The organism is Mesorhizobium sp. B2-4-12 (assembly GCF_006441575.1).
GTDB lineage: Bacteria > Pseudomonadota > Alphaproteobacteria > Rhizobiales > Rhizobiaceae > Mesorhizobium.
This window is the reverse complement of sequence record NZ_VFVC01000031.1, coordinates 19,599-35,810: the sequence shown is the minus strand read 5'-3', so window position 1 is coordinate 35,810 and position 16,212 is coordinate 19,599. Positions and strand designations below refer to the sequence as shown.

The following is a 16,212-nucleotide window of genomic DNA, read 5'->3' as shown; positions in this document are numbered from 1 at the left end:
CTCCGTTGGGTTGGGAACATGTCCCTTTTGCCACGGAGAGATCATCGTCATGTGACTGTAAGCCGGCTCGAACGGCCGGCCGGAAGATATTTTCCGGGCTCTTAACCAGCGATTTTCGAGAAATCCGCGACTTTGCCGGTGGCCTCGCGGATGCGAGCGAGCAGCGCCAGGCGGTTGGCGCGCACCGCCTGATCCTCATCATTCACGAGAACATGCTCGAAGAATGAATCAATGGGTTCGCGTAACGCGCTAAGCGCCAGCATGGCAGCCGAAAAATCTTCATTTTGAATCGCTTCGCCGGCTTGCTTCTCAGCTTGATTCACCGCCGCAAACAGCGATTTCTCGGCCTCTTCCCTGAACAGGGCCGGCTCAACGATTTCGGCTACGAGCGTTTTCTTCTTCTCCTCGGCGGCCAGGATGTTGGCCGCACGCTTGGTGCCGGCGAGCAGATTCCTGCCGTCCTCGCTGTCGAGGAACGAACCCAACGCTTCGACGCGGCGGACGATCTGCAGGAGGTCGTCGGACTGCGGGGTGATCACCGCGTCGATGAGGTCGTGGCGGGCGCCCTGGTCGCGAAGATAAACCTTCAGGCGATCGTGGAAGAAGGCGAGGAGGTCGCTTATCTGATCCGCCCCACTTCCTGAATAACGTGCGCCAGCGCTCGCGAAAAGGGAAGCCAGCCGCAATTGAATTCGGTTTTCGACCAAAATCCTGACCACGCCCAGTGCAGCGCGACGCAAGGCATAGGGGTCCTTCGACCCCGTCGGCTTTTCATCGATGGCCCAGAAGCCGACCAACGTATCCAGCTTGTCGGCCAGCGCGACAGCCACCGACACCGGATCGCTCGGCACATAATCAGACGGGCCTTGCGGCTTGTAATGTTCCTCGATGGCAGCAGCCACGGATGGATGCTCGCCTTGTAGCAGCGCGTATTTGCGGCCCATGGCGCCCTGCAGTTCGGGGAATTCGCCAACCACTTCGGTGGTGAGATCGGCTTTGGCGAGGACGGCAGCGCGGCGTGCGAGCGCGGACATCTCCCCCCTCGAGGGCGAGATGTCGCCGAAGGCGACAGAGGAGGTCGGTCCGACGGGGAGCGACGCCTTATCGCCGACAGAGGACGCTGGCGCTTCATGCGAAGCGACCCCCTCTGGCCTGCCGGCCATCTCCCCCTCAAGGAGGGAGATCGACTTCGCCACCATCGGCGCCAGTTCTTCCGCCAGCCGCATGATGCGTCCCACCCGTTCGCCCTGCGTGCCGAGCTTGGCGTGGAAGGTGACGCCGAGATGGTCGAGCCGGGCCATGCGCTGGTCGAGCGGCTTTTTCAGGTCGAGGCCGAACTTCTTCGCCGATGCGTCGAGCTCGCCGAGATCAGGCAGATCGCCCTGGTCGGTCGTCCAGAAATAGAGCGCGTCCGAGAGACGGGCGCGCACCACCTTGCCGTTGCCGTGGGCAATCTCCTTGCCACCGTCCTTGGCCTCGATGTTGGCGGTGAGGATGAAGCGGTTGGATAGCGCATCGCCGGCGCCTTGCGGCCGCGTCACAAAGCATTTCTGGTTGGCGCGGATAGTCAGCCGGATCACCTCGGCCGGAATGGCCAGGAAAGCCTCCTCGAACTCGCCCATCAGCACGACGGGCCATTCGACCAGCCCGGACACCTCTTCAAGCAAGCCTTCGTCCTCGACAAGGTCGAGCCCGTTGGCGAAGGCGAGATTGCGGGCGTCGGCGAGGATGATCTCCTTGCGCCGGTCGGCATCGAGAACGACCTTCGCGGCTTCCAGCTTGCTCACATAGTCATCGAAGCGACGCACGGTGATTTGGCCCGGCGCGAGGAAGCGATGGCCGTAGGTGACATTGCCGGAGCGGATGCCGTCGATTTCGAAATCGACCACGACCGGTTCCTCGGTCTCCGGGCCGAAGGTGCACAGGATGGATTGCAGCGGTCGCACCCAACGCAGCGAGCCGGGCTTGGCCGAGGCCGGGCCCCAGCGCATCGATTTCGGCCAGGGGAAATTGCGGATGATACCCGGCATCAGTTCGGCGATGATCTCTTCGGCCGCCCTGCCCGGCTTCGAAATGTGGGCGACATAGAAATCGCCCTTCTTCGGATCGGAATGGACATGCGCCTCGGCGATCGAAGCCAGCCCGGCCTTGCGCAGGAATCCCTGCACCGCCTGTTCAGGCGCCGTCGTCGACGGCCCCTTGATCTCCTCGTGAATATCTTTCGAGCGCGCGGTGAGGCCACGGATGTCGAGGGTCAGCCGCCGCGGCGTCCAATACTCGCGCGCCGCCTCATAGGTCAGACCCGCCTCGACCAGACCGTCGGTCAGCATCTTCCTGAGATCCCCCGCCGCCTTGCGCTGCATGCGGGCAGGAATTTCCTCGGAACGAAGTTCGAGCAAAAGATCCGGCATCACAGTCTCTCCACCCGCATGCCGTTTTCCTGTTTGCGCGTCCTCGCGCCTTCGGCGCTGCGGGCGCGCGGCTGGGCAGGAATTTCCTCGGAACGAAGTTCTAGAAGCAGGTCGGGCATCGGGGTGGCTCCTCACCCTCCCCTTGATGGGGAGGGTCGGCGCGTTAGCGCCGGGGTGGGGTGGCGGCGTCTCAGCCTCAAGCGCCTTCGGCGTCTCGCGGGCCAAGGTGTGATTTTCGTTCTTCCACCGCCGCATAAATCGTATCGAGCACGGAATCCAGTTCGTTTTTGATTTCGTGGTTCCAGAAGCGGATGACGCGATAACCCTGACTCTCGAACCATTTTGTTCGATGCTCGTCATGGCGCTGCTGATCATCGAAGCTGTGGTGGGCGCCGTCCACTTCGACGATCAGCTTCAGCTGGTGTGAGATGAAATCGGGGAAGTAGATACCGACCGACGCCTGTCTTCGGAAATGGGTGCCTTCGACTGGAATGCGCCATAGATTTCGCCACAGGATGCGTTCCTCGTCGGTCATTGCCGCACGAAGCCGTTGAGCAGCTTGAACCGATCGAGTTTTGGCATGGGAAGTCGCGCTGTCACCCCCACCCGCCGCTTCGCGGCGACCTCCCCCATCCAGGGGGAGGTAAAGAGCGCATAGCAACTCGGCTGCCCGCTGTCACCCTCTCCAGAAATTTTGACCGCACTGTCGGAGCAAGATGGTTCGACCCGTCCTTGGATCAAAGATTTCCATGAACCGAACGCAGCGCTGAAGCGACCCACGCTCAGGCAGGAAACTATTGGCTGAACGACCATGAAAACGGCATCCAGACTTCTGCAGATCCTCGCGCTCAGCGCCTGTTTCGGCGCGCAGGTCCATGGCGCTTTCTCGATGCCGGGCGTGCGGCAAGCATTGCGGACGATCGACAGCGCAAGCGGTCAGAACGCGGCGCCGATCAGGATCTCCGCCGTATTCCCGAAAGCAGTTGGCTAAGCCGCCAACCCACCTGCCTGCGTCCTCAAAAATGCCTCGCCGCAGGCCTTCGCCAGGTTGCGCACCCGCAGGATGTAGCTCTGCCGCTCGGTGACCGAGATCACGCCACGCGCATCGAGCAGGTTGAAGACGTGGCTGGCCTTGATGCACTGGTCGTAGGCGGGGAAGACCATCCTGTGCATCGGCAGATTGTCGTTCGAGGCCGGGGCGCCGGCATCGAGCAGCGCCTTGCACTCGGCCTCGGCATCCTCGAAATGCCTGAGCAGCATCGCCGTATTGGCGTATTCGAAATTGTGGCGGGAATATTCCTGCTCGGCTTGCAGGAAGACGTCGCCATAGGTCACCTTGTCGGCGCCTTCACGGCCGTTGAAGTTGAGATCGTAGACATTGTCTACACCCTGCACATACATGGCCAGGCGCTCGAGCCCGTAGGTCAGTTCGCCCGCCACCGGCGCACATTCGATGCCGCAGACCTGCTGGAAATAGGTGAACTGCGACACTTCCATGCCGTCGCACCAGCATTCCCAGCCGAGCCCCCAGGCGCCCAGTGTCGGGCTTTCCCAGTCGTCCTCGACGAAGCGGATGTCGTGCAGCAGCGGGTCAACGCCGATCGCCGCCAGCGAGCCGAGATAGAGTTCCTGCAGGTTCGGCGGGTTCGGCTTCAGGATCACCTGATACTGATAATAATGCTGCAGCCGGTTCGGGTTCTCGCCATAGCGGCCATCCTTGGGACGGCGCGAGGGCTGGACATAGGCCGCGTTCCAGCGCCGGGGGCCAAGCGCGCGCAGCGTCGTTGCCGGATGAAACGTGCCAGCGCCCACTTCCATGTCGTAAGGCTGGAGGATGACGCAACCATAGGCGGCCCAGTAGTTGTGCAGGGTCAGGATCAGCCCCTGGAACGAACGGCTGGGGTGCATGTGGGCGGGGATTTCAATGGTCACGGTGGCCTCGACAGCAACGGCTAGAGCCTGTTCCATCCCGACGCAATCGGGACGGGCTCTATCTATTTGTTCGAGCATGATCTTTCCCAAAAACCGGTACCCACTTTTTGGGATCATGCTCTTGCCGGCCCGTCCTAGAGACATGGCGGCGAAGCGTCAAGCAAGGCGTTTCGGATGCAGGCCGGCGTGAGTGTACCGCATGATAGTGAAGGTTTTGCAGGGGACTGGCCCATTGCCGGCTCGGAGAGCCTGAGGTCTGTTCGATCCCTCACAACAGCGACACAGGTTCAGCCATGCCCAGTTCCATCATCGTCCGCCCCGTCACACGGCGGGATTTCGACCGATGGCTGCCGCTGTGGGATGGCTACAATGCCTTTTATGGCCGCTCGGCCGAGACGGCGCTGGCAAGCGAGATCACGGCGATGACATGGTCGCGCTTCTTCGATGCCTATGAGCCGGTCCATGCCCTGGTTGCCGAAAGCGACGGACGGCTTCTCGGCCTCGTGCACTATCTCCTCCACCGCAGCACGACGGCGATCGCGCCGAACTGTTATCTGCAAGACCTTTTCACCTCGAAAGCCTCGCGTGGAAAGGGCATCGGCCGCGCCCTGATCGAAGGCGTCTATGAGCGCGCCCAAGCCGCCGGTTCGGGCCGGGTATACTGGCTTACGCAAGAAACCAACAACACGGCAATGAAGCTCTATGACAAGGTCGGCGAACGGTCCGGCTTTGTTGTCTATCGCAAGCTGTTCTGAGACAGCAGCGTATCGACACCTTTCCAGACGAAAACGGGGCCCTGAAAAGAGCCCCGTCCGCATTCAAAAGACGATCTCAGCCCTTCGGGGCGGGCACCGGCTCGGGCTTGACCTTCGGGGTTTCCTGCGCCGTGTTGGACTCGATCGGCGGCAAGCCCTTCATCAATTTCTGCTGCAGGGCGGCCAGCACATCGGGATCGGGCTTCAGGGCGCGGGCCTGGTTCCACTGGAAGGTGGCCTCCAGCTTGCGGCCGACGCGCCAGTAGGCGTCACCGAGATGGTCGTTCAGCACCGGATCTTCCGGTTTCAGCGATACGGCGCGCTCCATCTCGCGCACCGCGTCATCGAACCTGCCGAGCCGGAAATAAGCCCAGCCCAGCGAATCCACGATATAACCGTCGCTCGGCCTGAGATCGACGGCCTTCTGGATCATCGCCAGGCCTTCCTTCAGGTTCGTATTCATGTCGACCCAGGAATAGCCGAGATAGTTGAGCACCTGCGGCTGATCCGGCTGCAACTCCAGCGCCTTGCGGAAATTCGGCTCGGCCTTCGGCCATTCCTTCAGGCGCTCATAGGCGATGCCGCGCTGGTAGAAGATGTTCCAGTTGGCCGCCGTCGGCGTCTTCAGCACCTCGACAGCCTTGTCGTAGAGATTGGCGGCCGAGCGGAAATCATCCTTCGAGGAATAGACCCCGCCAAGCGCCAGATAGGCGCGCATGTCGGTGGGATGGGCATCGACGAATGCCTTGAGATGCGTGATCGCCTCGTCATGGCGGCCGAGATCGGCAAGGTTGAGGCCGAGTTGCAGGTCCGAAAGCTCCTTCAGCGGCGAAGAATCGGGGATCCGCCGATAAAGCGCGATGGCGCCCTCGCCGTCCTTCAATTGCTCGGCGACCGCGGCAAGCTGCACAAGCGCCGCATCGCTGTCGGGCTTCAAGGCGAGAGCATATTGCAGGTAGAGACGAACGAACGGCTCGCCGCCGCCACGATTGAGCGCGGTGGCGAGATCGAGCAGGATCTCGGAGGCACCGTCGGACGGGCCGGAAACGAAGGGCGCAATCTTGTCGCCCTTGGCAATCCTGTCACGCAAGGCGACGATTTCCAGCTTGCCCGGCGAAAACGCCTCGGCCTGATTGAGCACCGAGATCGCCTTGGCCTTGTCGCCCTTGCGGGCCAGGAACGAGGCATAGGCCTGCGAATTGCGCATCCAGGTTTCGGGAGCCGCACCGCCGGCGGCGGTATCCTGCAACGTCGCGGCATAGATCGCCTCGGCCTTTTCGGGCATGTTGGAGGCATCGGCGATCAGCGCGCGGTGGAAGGACTTGAACAGGCCGAACCAGTCCGGTCCCTGCAGCTTGTCGATCGATGCCATCGCGTCGGCGGCCTCACCGGCACCTTGCTGTGCCCAGCCAGACATAACGCCTGAAATCAGGCGGTCCAGATCGGATTCCAGCGATAGCTTGAGCCAGTACTGCGCTTTGGTGAAATCCTTCTTGTGGAAGGAATCGACGGCCAGCGCCAGGCGCGAGAAGCGCTCGACATCGGGCACTTCCTTGAGCTTGTCGGCATAGACCAGGGATTCGTCGAAGCGTCCTTGGGCGACCAGCGACAGCATCAGGCTTTGCTGCAGGCCGGTATCGCCTGGATTAAAGGCCAGAGCCTGCTTGTAATAGGCGATGGCGCTATCGAGGTCGTTGTCGCCTTCGGCGATCCTGGCAGCCAGATAGGCGCCGGAGAACGACGAGATCTTGACCGGTTCGGTGGATTGCTTGGCATAGGCCGGCAAAGCCGAAATCGCCATGCCGGTCACAATTGCCAGCCTTGTCAGCCAGCGCGCACGTCCTTGCTGCATCATATCCCTTTCAGCCAGGCGCCATCTCCGCGTCAGCGGGATCGACGTAGACTCGATCTTTCCAGGCAAAGCATGGCCTTTTTGGGGTCGCGCTTCAATCCACATGAAATTCACAATCGGGTCACCCGATTAACAAACCATGGCTAGAAGGGACAATCTTGCGCGTCAACGGGCCGCTGCAGCCGCGTATCGGGATAACCGCCGGCGGCGATGGTGCCGCACAGCCCGCTCCATTCGCAGCCGCCGCACGCCGTGCGCACGAGGCCGGTCGAAAATGCCTGCCGCATCCGTATCAGCATGGTGGCATCGAGATCGAGGCGGATGCCGCCATGGATTGACCGGGCCAGCAGTTCCTCCACGTCCTGCGCGGCCAGCTGGTCGCGTGCGGCCGCGCCCTCGCGCAGGCAGTGCGGCTCGGGCTCGTCAAGCAATGGGGCGCAGATGTCGTCCGGTCCGGAAACGAGGAGGATGCCCTCGGCCCGGCTCAAGCGCTCCGCGATCCCGTCATAATTGGCGGTGAAGGCGGGACTATACCCCTTGCCCACATAGGTGAGCAGGCAAAGGAGGTGATGGGCGCGCAGCCTGATCGTCACGGCCGATAATCACATATTGGCCGGCTTCGCCTTGCCGCCGCGAAGCGCCATGAGCGTCGCCGCACCGAGCGCCGACTTCAACAACCCGCCGACAATGAACGGCAGGAAGCCGAAAGTGATGGCCTTCCCGGCACCAATCATGACGGCAAGCCAGGCCGTGCCGAGCGCCAGGCAGACAAGATTGCCGAGCAGCATGGCGGCGAAGGCAAGCACCACCCTGTTGCCGTTCCAGCCACGCTCGGCCAGCCAGCCGACCAGCGCGCCGGTGACCGGGAACGCGAAGAGATAGCCGCCGGTCGGCCCGACGAAATGCTGCAAACCGGCAGCGCCTCCGGCCAGGACGGGAAAGCCGGCCGCGCCTTCGACCAGCCATGCCGCTATGGTGAGCGCGCCAAGCCGCCAGCCATAGAGCGCGCCAATGAGCGTCACGGCGAAGGTCTGCATGGTCACGGGGACAGGCACCATCGGCACCTCGATGTAGGAGGACAGCGCCAGAAACAGCGTGCCGAGCACCACGGCGCCGGCCTGCCAGCCAAGGGAGCGGTCCTGGAGCCCGAGTGGGCTGAAGGATGGCTTACGGGACGTGAATGCGATGTTTGTCACAGGAATTCCTTCGACCAAGAGAAATTATAGATAATTTCGGCTTTCGATCTATTATCGAATCCACATTTCTCCGGAGATAGCAAGTCTCCCTACGGCAAAGACTGTTTGAAGCACGTCACGACGCGCTTCAGGTTCTTGTTTCATGGATGTCGCTCGGCCAAAAACCGACGCCCCTTGCGGGCGACATGCATCAACCCACGATCGCGAAAGCTTCGCGCGTCGCTCCCGAGGCCGTCCTGACCGGCTTGCGGCCAATCCACTGGACATGCCGCCCCAGCGTCGCAGCGGCCGATTCGGTGTTTCCCTGCCGTAAGGCCGTCAGTATTGCCCGGTGATCCTGATCGGTGCGCGTCTCCCACTCCGATCGCCATGCCGCGAACAGAAAGCGGGCGCTGGCGGCGTGCAGGTCGTCGATGGTGGCGAGCAGCCGCGGCATGGCGCATGGCGCCAGGATCAGCCGGTGAAAGGCGCGGTTGGCTTCCTCCCATGACCTGACGTCGCGGGATTTGTCACCAGCCTTGGTGGCTTCCTCGGCAAGATCGAGAATGGCCGACGTCAGATGCGGCGCGGCATGGCGCAGCGCCAGCACTTCGAGTGCTGCCCGCATTTCAGCGACCTCCTTGACCTCGCCGAGATCGAAGGCGGCGACGCGCACCCCGCGGCGCGGCTCGCTGACGGCGAGCCCCTGCGCCTCCAGGCGGCGAAAGGCCTCGCGTACCGGAACATGGCTGGTGTGGAATTCCTCGGCGACATGATCCTGGCGCAGCCGGGCACCAGGCTCGATCGCGCCCGAGATGATGCGGTCCGCGAGCGCCTTGCTGATGCGCACCGCTATGGTGTCGTCCGTGCCCTTTGCCATGTTTTAGAGATAATTTGCAATATGGCAGCTTGTCGAGACGGCGAGACCGTGGTTGCCGACGTTCCCCAACACAATGCCGGGGAAATTCCGGAGAAACGCCGCTCAGTTCACCCGGCTGATGCAGAAATCGATGACGTCGATCAGCGCCGATTTCTGCGGCGTCTCTTCCAGCGGCGCCAGCGCGTCGCGGGCGATCTCGCCGAAATGGCGGGCGCGCCCGATCGTGTCGGCGATGGCGCCATGGCGGGTCATCAGGCCGATCGCCTTTTCCAGGCCGGCGTCATCGACGATATTGTCCTCGATGGCGCGTTTCCAGAAGGTGCGCTCGGCCTTGGTGCCGCGCCGGTAAGCGAGGATGACCGGCAAGGTCACCTTGCCCTCGCGGAAATCGTCGCCGACATTCTTGCCGAGGTCCTTGCTGGTGCCACCATAGTCCAGCGCATCGTCGATGAGTTGGAAAGCGAGCCCGAGATTCATGCCATAGGAGCGAAGTGCGGCGCGATCATTGCGGGTCGCCAGGGCAATGACCGGTCCAACCTCGGCAGCGGCCGAAAACAGCGCGGCGGTCTTGGCCTTGATCACGGCGAAGTGCTCGTCCTCGGTCGTCTCCAGATTCTTGGCCGCCGCCAACTGCATGACCTCGCCCTCGGCGATGATCGAGGCGGCGCTCGACAGGATGTCGAGCGCCTCGAGCGAGCCGACATCGACCATCATGCGGAAGGCCTGGCCGAGCAGGAAGTCGCCGACCAGAACGCTCGCCTGATTGCCCCAGATCATGCGGGCGGTCTTCTTGCCGCGCCGCATGCCGCTCTCGTCGACGACGTCGTCGTGCAGAAGCGTGGCCGTGTGCATGAACTCGACCGAGGTGGCGAGCTTGACGTGGCCTTCGCCGCCATAGCCGAACATCTGGGCGGCGGCCAGCGTCAGCATCGGCCGCAGCCGCTTGCCGCCGGACGAGATCAGGTGGTTGGCGACCTCCGGGATCATCTCGACGTCGGAGCCGGCCTTGGACAGGATCAATTCGTTGACGCGCCCCATATCGCCCGCCGTTAGATCGATCAGATCCTTGATGGAGGCGGGTTCCCGCTTCCCATTTTCCATGTTGAGAACGACACCCACGACAACTCTCCCGCCTTGGTATAACGCGTGCGACGGCACCCTTGGTCCCAGTGTGACTCTAGGGCGGCGGACATGGCCACGGCAAGTGGCGAATTGGCGCGGCGGCGATGACAGCGTGTCAACCGGTACCGCAGGGAGCGAGGCTCTGCCGAGGATGCGAGGTTGGACAGCAAGCGGTCGATAGGGTGGGGCCGCGACCATGCCGTCGCTCAGAGGTAAGTCAGGGTGCTGGAGATGCCGGGAATCCACGTCCCCGTTTACATCAGCGCCGTAAACTGAGAGTTTCACCCGATGATAGAGCTCATCCGCACCAACGACGCCGTCATCATCTCCTTTGTCGAATCGCTGATGCGCGATGCCGGCATCGGCTGCTTCGTCGCCGACCAGAACATGAGCGTGCTGGACGGTTCTCTGGGCATCCTGCCGCGGCGCGTCATGGTCGACGCCGAGCAGGCCGACGCCGCGCGGCGCATCCTGAGGGACGCCGGCATCGCCAACGAGATTCGCGGAAAATAGATGTCGGCCGCGCCAGCCGCCCTCGCCCCGGACACACCGGCCCATACGGTCGACGCCTTCCATCGCGGCCGGTTCTGGCTCGTGCAGCCCAAGCATGGCGGCCACCGCGCCGGCATGGATGCGATGATGCTGGCGGCCTCCGTGCCATCCGCCTTTGGCGGACGCCTCGCCGATTTCGGCGCCGGCGCCGGAGCCGCCGGCCTCGCGGTGCTGTCGCGCTGCCCGGGTGCGGCGGCGGCCGTGCTTGTCGAACGTGCGCCGGAAATGGCGGCATTCGCCTCAGCCACGCTTGCCCATCCCGGCAATGCGCATCTCAGCGATCGCGCAGCCGTGCTTGTCGCCGATGTCACGGTGTCGGGCCGCGCCCGGGCCGCCGCCGGCCTCGCCGACAATGATTTCGACTTCGTCATCATGAACCCGCCCTTCAACGCCGCACGGGACCGCGCCACGCCAGAGCGCCTGCGGAAGGAAGCCCATGTCATGGAAGACGGGTTGTTCGAAAGCTGGATCCGCAGCGCGGCGGCGGTGGTCAGGCCGCGCGGCGGGCTTGCCGTCATCGCGCGACCCGAACAGCTCGCCGCCATTCTCGACGCGATCGCCGGCCGTTTCGGCGACGCTGAGATGCTGGCCGTGCACCCTCGCCCCGACGCGACTGCGATCCGCATCGTCGTGCGCGCATCGCTTGGCGCGCGCGGAAAACTCGCCATCCGGCCGCCGCTGATGCTTCATCCGCAGTCGGGCAACGGCCCTGACGAGCGCAGCGAAATGATCACCAATGGTCTCGCTTCGCTGTTTGGAGATTGAGCTATTCCTGGCCGCCACATTGCCGTTGGCCGGGAAATCCCTACATGCCTGCAACCATCGACCGGAGACCGTCCTCTCGTGAAACGTCTTTTCAACCGATTGCTGCCGAAATCCTGGCGCTCCACCGTCGTCACCATTCCGGTCATCCGGCTGCATGGCACCATCATGGCCGGTGGCGGTCCGTTCCGGCCGAGCCTGTCGCTGGCCTCCACCGCTGGCCTCATCGAGAAGGCCTTTTCGTTCGACGCGCCGGCAGTCGCCATCTCGATCAATTCGCCCGGCGGCTCGCCAGTGCAGTCGCGGCTGATCTTCAAGCGCATTCGCGACCTGGCGAACGAAAAGAACAAGAAGGTGCTGGTCTTCGTCGAGGACGTCGCGGCCTCGGGCGGCTATATGATCGCGGTTGCCGGCGACGAGATCTTCGCCGATCCGTCCTCCATCGTCGGCTCCATCGGGGTCGTCTCAGCCTCGTTCGGCTTTCCGGAACTGATGAAGAAGATCGGCGTCGAGCGCCGTGTCTACACCGCCGGCCAGAACAAGGCGGTGCTCGATCCGTTCAAGCCCGAGAAGAAGGAAGACGTCGAGCGGCTGAAGGCACTGCAACTCGAGGTGCACGGCACGTTCATCGATCTCGTCAAGGAGCGGCGCGGTACCAGGCTGAAGGACGATCCGGACCTGTTCACCGGCCTGTTCTGGACCGGCAAAAGGGGTCTTGAGCTTGGCCTCGTCGACGCGCTCGGCGACATGCGCACGGTGCTGAAGACCCGGTTCGGGACGAAGACGCAACTCAGACTGGTGTCGGCGCCGCATGGTTTCCTCGGCCGCTTCGGCCTGTTCGGCTCAAGCAAGGGCTTTTCGGCGCCTGACATCGCCGCCGCGGCCGCCAGCGGCGTCATCGATGCGGCGGAAGAGCGCGCATTGTGGGCTCGCTTCGGGCTTTGAAAAGCCGGTAAAACCGTCTAGCATGAAGGCTTGAAGTCTAATGCATTGTTGTCTTCCCGAAACCGAACACACTTTTGGACAACATGCATAACCGACCCGACCGGTCGCATTCGCCGGCCCAGCGTGGGAGGAGTTTTGACATGCCGCAGATCATTTTCTTCACCGTCGTTGGCGTCGCCGCCTATTTCGGCTACCGCACTTTCGTCAGGGAAGCCGAACGCGTGACGGCCAAGGTGCGGCGCACCGAAAAGCAGGCGGCCAACGGCGCGATGGGAACGCTGGTCAAGGATCCGAAGACCGGCGAATACCGGCTGGCCAAGGACTGAACATCATCCCCCATACGACTGACGCCGTGGACACCGACATCGGTTCGCGCACCTGGCATGCGCATGCCAAGATCAATCTGGCGCTGCATATCACCGGCAGGCGCCCCGACGGTTATCACCTGATAGAAAGCCTGGCGGTGTTCACGCGTTTTGGCGACCGGGTCGAGATCGCGCTCGCCGACAGCGACGATTTCATCGTGTCCGGCCGTTATGCGCCGGCAGTTCCCCTGGACGATAGCAACCTCGTACTCAAGGCGCGCGATGCCTTGCGGAAATCGGCTGCATCCGAAAGAACTCCGCCCGTCGTCATCAGGCTCGAGAAAAACCTGCCGGTCGCCTCCGGCGTCGGCGGCGGATCGAGCGACGCGGCGGCGGCCCTGCGCGGGCTGGCACGGACATGGAGCCTGGACATCGATGGCGCCGAACTGGCGCGGATCGGCCTCTCGCTTGGCGCCGACATACCGATGTGCCTGGCGGCAAAGCCGCTGGTGGCGCGCGGCATTGGGGACGAACTGTCGATGGTGCCGGACTTTTCAGCGCTGGGACTGGTGCTGGTCAATCCTGGAATGCCGCTCCCGACAGCGGACGTCTTCGCGGCGCTTTCCCATCGCGACAACCAGCCATTGCCGCCGTTGCCGCGCAGCATCGATTTTCACAGCCTGCGCAATTGGCTGGAGGTCACCCGTAACGATCTCGAGCCGGCGGCCGTTGCCATGCAGCCCGCCATAGGCAGGGCGCTTTCATGGCTGAACAAGGCCGGATCAGGATTTTCGCGCATGTCCGGATCGGGCGCGACATGTTTCGGCCTGTTCGAGACCGGCAATGTCGCCAAGCGCGCGGCCGCCGAGATCCGAAGCCGCCAGCCCGACTGGTTCGTCGCGGCAACGCGCAGCATGACATCGGAGGCTGAGTGAGATGGCCACGACTGACGAGGGCCGCTCTTTCATTCCCGTGCGCATCGCGGTGCTGACCGTTTCGGACACGCGCGGCCTCGCCGACGACAAATCCGGCCAGACGCTGGCAGACCGCATCACCGAGGCCGGCCACATCCTGGCCGCCCGCGATATCGTTACCGACGACCGTGACAAAATCCGTGACAAGGTGCTTGGCTGGTCGAAGGACACGGGGATCGACGTCGTCATCACCACCGGCGGCACCGGCTTCACCGGCCGAGACGTGACGCCGGAGGCGCTGGAGCCGATCTTCGAAAAGCGTATGGACGGCTTTTCGGAAGTGTTCCACCGCATCTCCTACGACAAGATCGGCACCTCGACGATCCAGAGCCGGGCGACCGGCGGCGTCGTCAACGCCACCTTCGTCTTCGTGCTGCCGGGCTCGCCCGGCGCCTGCAAGGACGCCTGGGACGGCATCCTCAAGGCGCAACTCGACTATCGGCACATGCCCTGCAACTTCGTTGAGATCATGCCGCGCCTGGACGAGCATCTGCGGCGCGGAAAAGCCGCTCCATGAAAACCAAAGGCTGAATGGCTTTCCAAGCGCCATTTCCAAAAACGGAACGGCACCGGCGCCTCCGCTAACCCGCGTCACATTTTCTGCAATGCGAAACAGCCGTTGCAAAAGTTCACTTCGAAGAGCGGTGTTCCTGCTTGGCCGGGGCGACCCAGATCTCGGCGTCGAGTTTCTTTGTCGCCAGGCCGCGCGCAAGAGCCTCGGCGCTGCCGGCGTTCTTCGACAGGGACGCGGCCTGACGCTTGCTGATCACCAGCCCTTCGGCGAGCGCCCGGTTTCCCGAAAAGACGCGGGCCAGGAACGGCGCGCGGCTACCCCGCGCGCGTGAGAATCGCGCCGCCATGGTTTGCCTGGCCGTGTGGGCGATGACCGCCTCGATCCAGCCCTCCACCAGCCGTGAGCCCGGTTCCAGCAGCAACAGCCAATCACCCTTGGCCTGCCGGATGCCGGCGGCGATACCGCCGCTCGCCACATACTGGCAACCGGCGTGCTCGGCGACATAATGCGTCTGGTCGGTGGAACCGGTGTCGCAGATGATGACCTCGCGCACCACGCCCTCGACCGCCCCGCCAATCAGCGAGCCGAGCGTGCGGGCAAGAGCCTCCTCGTTATTGCGGGTTTCGATGAGAACACTGAGCATGTCAGCCGAATAGCGGAAACCCGCGCACAGTGCCAGTTTGCAACGCAACATAGAAAGTTCTTGCTTTGTTCTCATCGGCGAAATAGGAATAATTTCATGAGCAGAGCGATTCGACACAACATGGACACACCCTGGGAGCGGGCAAAGATGGAACCGATCATGCGTGCCGACATTGCCGCCTTTGGGGCAGGAAGAGCCGAGATGGCCAATGCGGTGATCGAGCAGAGCGGCATGCGCATCCGTCCGGACCGCAACCGCGGCCGGTCGGCGGGCATCAATCCGTCCGGCCGGTTCGAACCTGTCAGCCGGCATGTTTTCGATGATGGCTGGAGTTCCCTGGAGGAGCTGCCCCCGTTCAAGACCGAGGTGCAGGTGGAAAAACCGCGCACCATCATCACCCGCAATGAATCGCCCGATATCTCCTTCGACCGGTCAATCAACCCTTATCGCGGCTGCGAGCATGGCTGCGTCTATTGCTTCGCGCGGCCGACACACGCGTTCATGGGCCTGTCGCCTGGCCTGGATTTCGAATCCAAGCTGTTCGCCAAGCCGGATGCGGCACGCTTGCTCGACAAGGAACTGTCTAAGGGTGGCTACCAGCCGCGCACCATCGCCATCGGCACCAACACCGACCCCTACCAGCCGATCGAGAAGCAATACCGGATCATGCGCGAGATCCTCGAAGTGCTGGAAGCGCGCGGCCATCCGGTCGGCATCGTCACCAAGTCCGCTCTGGTGACGCGCGACATCGATATCTTGTCGCGCATGGCCGAACGTGGGCTCGCCAAGGTGGCGCTGTCGGTGACGACAATGGATCGCATGCTGGCCAGGACCATGGAGCCGCGGGCGTCAACGCCGACCAAGCGGCTAGAAGCGATCAGGCAGCTTTCGGATGCCGGCATTCCAACTTCGGTGATGGTGGCGCCGATCATCCCCGGCCTTACCGACCAGGAAATGGAACGGATCCTCGATTCGGCGCGTGCCGCCGGCGCGCGCGAGGCGGGCTATGTCGTGCTGCGCCTGCCGCTGGAAGTCAGCCCGATCTTCAAGGACTGGCTGCTGCGCCATTATCCCGACCGCTATCGCCACGTGATGTCGCTGATCCGCTCGATGCGCGACGGCAAGGACTACGATTCGGAATGGGGCAAGCGCATGAAGGGCGCCGGACCCTATGCCTGGCAGATCGGCCGCCGCTTCGAGATCACCGCCAAACGACTCGGACTCAACGCCGAACGGCGCACCCTGCGGACCGACCAGTTCGTCGCGGCCGGAAAGGACCAGGAGCAGTTGATGCTGCTCTGAAGACCCTAAAGCGCTGCGGCAGTTTCATTGCTGCCAAGCAAAAAAATCCCGTCCGGCCTGCCCCGGCCTGCAGACGGTGCCCTCCCGG

At 63.2% G+C, this 16,212-nt stretch carries 18 protein-coding genes; 9 read left to right on the top strand and 9 right to left on the bottom strand.

Annotated features, from left to right (window positions below; genetic code table 11):
• Positions 1–101: 101 nt before the first annotated feature.
• Positions 102–2,411, bottom strand: coding sequence for a glycine--tRNA ligase subunit beta (gene glyS, locus FJ934_RS18485; protein WP_140611064.1), 2,310 nt, complete (start codon positions 2,409–2,411; stop codon positions 102–104).
• A gap of 196 nt (positions 2,412–2,607) precedes the next feature.
• The gene (locus FJ934_RS18480) at positions 2,608–2,946 is read right to left on the bottom strand and encodes a DUF559 domain-containing protein (protein WP_140611062.1); all 339 of its coding nucleotides are present in this window, start codon (positions 2,944–2,946) and stop codon (positions 2,608–2,610) included.
• Positions 2,947–3,222: 276 nt separating this feature from the next.
• Between FJ934_RS18480 and FJ934_RS18475 the strand changes: the two genes are divergently transcribed.
• Positions 3,223–3,402 (top strand): hypothetical protein, encoded by a 180-nt coding sequence (locus FJ934_RS18475; protein ID WP_140611060.1) that lies wholly within the window; start codon positions 3,223–3,225, stop codon positions 3,400–3,402.
• Here the strand turns inward: FJ934_RS18475 and FJ934_RS18470 are convergent.
• Positions 3,399–4,379: a glycine--tRNA ligase subunit alpha gene (locus FJ934_RS18470; protein WP_181165674.1), complete on the bottom strand. Its 981-nt coding sequence runs from the start codon at positions 4,377–4,379 to the stop codon at positions 3,399–3,401. The genes FJ934_RS18475 and FJ934_RS18470 overlap by 4 nt on opposite strands.
• A 257-nt stretch (positions 4,380–4,636) precedes the next feature.
• On the opposite strand from FJ934_RS18470, the gene FJ934_RS18465 reads away from it, so the two are divergent.
• Positions 4,637–5,098 (top strand): GNAT family N-acetyltransferase, encoded by a 462-nt coding sequence (locus FJ934_RS18465; protein ID WP_140611058.1) that lies wholly within the window; start codon positions 4,637–4,639, stop codon positions 5,096–5,098.
• 76 nt (positions 5,099–5,174) lie between these two features.
• Here the strand turns inward: FJ934_RS18465 and FJ934_RS18460 are convergent, their stop codons facing one another.
• The 5 genes from FJ934_RS18460 to FJ934_RS18440 all read right to left on the bottom strand — a co-directional run bounded on the left by FJ934_RS18460 (position 5,175) and on the right by FJ934_RS18440 (position 10,124).
• Positions 5,175–6,950 carry a tetratricopeptide repeat protein gene (locus tag FJ934_RS18460; RefSeq protein WP_140611130.1) on the bottom strand — a complete coding sequence of 592 codons (1,776 nt, stop codon included), beginning with the start codon at positions 6,948–6,950 and terminating at the stop codon, positions 5,175–5,177.
• Positions 6,951–7,093: 143 nt separating this feature from the next.
• Positions 7,094–7,543 carry a DUF1284 domain-containing protein gene (locus tag FJ934_RS18455; protein WP_140611056.1) on the bottom strand — a complete coding sequence of 150 codons (450 nt, stop codon included), beginning with the start codon at positions 7,541–7,543 and terminating at the stop codon, positions 7,094–7,096.
• Positions 7,544–7,552: 9 nt separating this feature from the next.
• Positions 7,553–8,146, bottom strand: a complete 594-nt coding sequence (locus FJ934_RS18450; protein ID WP_140611054.1) for a biotin transporter BioY — start codon at positions 8,144–8,146, stop codon at positions 7,553–7,555.
• A 190-nt stretch (positions 8,147–8,336) separates the two neighbouring features.
• Complete coding sequence (locus FJ934_RS18445) at positions 8,337–9,005, bottom strand: GntR family transcriptional regulator (protein WP_140611052.1); 669 nt, start codon at positions 9,003–9,005, stop codon at positions 8,337–8,339.
• Positions 9,006–9,107: 102 nt separating this feature from the next.
• On the bottom strand, positions 9,108–10,124 hold the full coding sequence (locus tag FJ934_RS18440; protein ID WP_140611050.1) for a polyprenyl synthetase family protein: 1,017 nt from the start codon (positions 10,122–10,124) through the stop codon (positions 9,108–9,110).
• Positions 10,125–10,415: 291 nt separating this feature from the next.
• On the opposite strand from FJ934_RS18440, the gene FJ934_RS18435 reads away from it, so the two are divergent.
• From FJ934_RS18435 to moaB, 6 genes are all read left to right on the top strand, one after another.
• Positions 10,416–10,640, top strand: coding sequence for a DUF2007 domain-containing protein (locus FJ934_RS18435; protein WP_140611048.1), 225 nt, complete (start codon positions 10,416–10,418; stop codon positions 10,638–10,640).
• Positions 10,641–11,444, top strand: coding sequence for a methyltransferase (locus FJ934_RS18430; RefSeq protein WP_140611046.1), 804 nt, complete (start codon positions 10,641–10,643; stop codon positions 11,442–11,444).
• 78 nt (positions 11,445–11,522) lie between these two features.
• Positions 11,523–12,386 (top strand): S49 family peptidase, encoded by an 864-nt coding sequence (locus tag FJ934_RS18425; protein ID WP_140611044.1) that lies wholly within the window; start codon positions 11,523–11,525, stop codon positions 12,384–12,386.
• A 140-nt stretch (positions 12,387–12,526) separates the two neighbouring features.
• A complete protein-coding gene (locus FJ934_RS18420) occupies positions 12,527–12,712 on the top strand; it encodes a membrane protein (protein WP_013896713.1) in 186 nt (61 codons plus the stop codon).
• Positions 12,713–12,738: 26 nt separating this feature from the next.
• On the top strand, positions 12,739–13,626 hold the full coding sequence (locus tag FJ934_RS18415) for a 4-(cytidine 5'-diphospho)-2-C-methyl-D-erythritol kinase (RefSeq protein ID WP_140611042.1): 888 nt from the start codon (positions 12,739–12,741) through the stop codon (positions 13,624–13,626).
• A gap of 1 nt (position 13,627) precedes the next feature.
• Entirely contained in the window at positions 13,628–14,182 is a 555-nt protein-coding gene (moaB, locus tag FJ934_RS18410) for a molybdenum cofactor biosynthesis protein B (RefSeq protein WP_140611040.1), read from the top strand.
• 112 nt (positions 14,183–14,294) lie between these two features.
• Here the strand turns inward: moaB and FJ934_RS18405 are convergent, their stop codons facing one another.
• On the bottom strand, positions 14,295–14,822 hold the full coding sequence (locus FJ934_RS18405) for a glycosyltransferase (RefSeq protein WP_140611128.1): 528 nt from the start codon (positions 14,820–14,822) through the stop codon (positions 14,295–14,297).
• Between the two features lie 147 nt (positions 14,823–14,969).
• Here FJ934_RS18405 and FJ934_RS18400 point away from each other — a divergent pair, with 147 nt between their 5' ends.
• Positions 14,970–16,124 (top strand): PA0069 family radical SAM protein, encoded by a 1,155-nt coding sequence (locus FJ934_RS18400; RefSeq protein ID WP_140611126.1) that lies wholly within the window; start codon positions 14,970–14,972, stop codon positions 16,122–16,124.
• Positions 16,125–16,212 lie beyond the last annotated feature (88 nt).

What these genes read in the sequence shown, in the direction of transcription:
- FJ934_RS18445 (WP_140611052.1), bottom strand. Translation starts at nt 9,005, where the DNA reads ATGGCAAAGGGCACGGACGACACCATAGCGGTGCGCATCAGCAAGGCG.
- moaB (WP_140611040.1), top strand. Translation starts at nt 13,628, where the DNA reads ATGGCCACGACTGACGAGGGCCGCTCTTTCATTCCCGTGCGCATCGCG.
- FJ934_RS18435 (WP_140611048.1), top strand. Translation starts at nt 10,416, where the DNA reads ATGATAGAGCTCATCCGCACCAACGACGCCGTCATCATCTCCTTTGTC.
- FJ934_RS18405 (WP_140611128.1), bottom strand. Translation starts at nt 14,822, where the DNA reads ATGCTCAGTGTTCTCATCGAAACCCGCAATAACGAGGAGGCTCTTGCC.
- FJ934_RS18420 (WP_013896713.1), top strand. Translation starts at nt 12,527, where the DNA reads ATGCCGCAGATCATTTTCTTCACCGTCGTTGGCGTCGCCGCCTATTTC.
- glyS (WP_140611064.1), bottom strand. Translation starts at nt 2,411, where the DNA reads ATGCCGGATCTTTTGCTCGAACTTCGTTCCGAGGAAATTCCTGCCCGC.
- FJ934_RS18465 (WP_140611058.1), top strand. Translation starts at nt 4,637, where the DNA reads ATGCCCAGTTCCATCATCGTCCGCCCCGTCACACGGCGGGATTTCGAC.
- FJ934_RS18460 (WP_140611130.1), bottom strand. Translation starts at nt 6,950, where the DNA reads ATGCAGCAAGGACGTGCGCGCTGGCTGACAAGGCTGGCAATTGTGACC.
- FJ934_RS18430 (WP_140611046.1), top strand. Translation starts at nt 10,641, where the DNA reads ATGTCGGCCGCGCCAGCCGCCCTCGCCCCGGACACACCGGCCCATACG.
- FJ934_RS18475 (WP_140611060.1), top strand. Translation starts at nt 3,223, where the DNA reads ATGAAAACGGCATCCAGACTTCTGCAGATCCTCGCGCTCAGCGCCTGT.
- FJ934_RS18470 (WP_181165674.1), bottom strand. Translation starts at nt 4,379, where the DNA reads ATGGAACAGGCTCTAGCCGTTGCTGTCGAGGCCACCGTGACCATTGAA.
- FJ934_RS18480 (WP_140611062.1), bottom strand. Translation starts at nt 2,946, where the DNA reads ATGACCGACGAGGAACGCATCCTGTGGCGAAATCTATGGCGCATTCCA.
- FJ934_RS18400 (WP_140611126.1), top strand. Translation starts at nt 14,970, where the DNA reads ATGGAACCGATCATGCGTGCCGACATTGCCGCCTTTGGGGCAGGAAGA.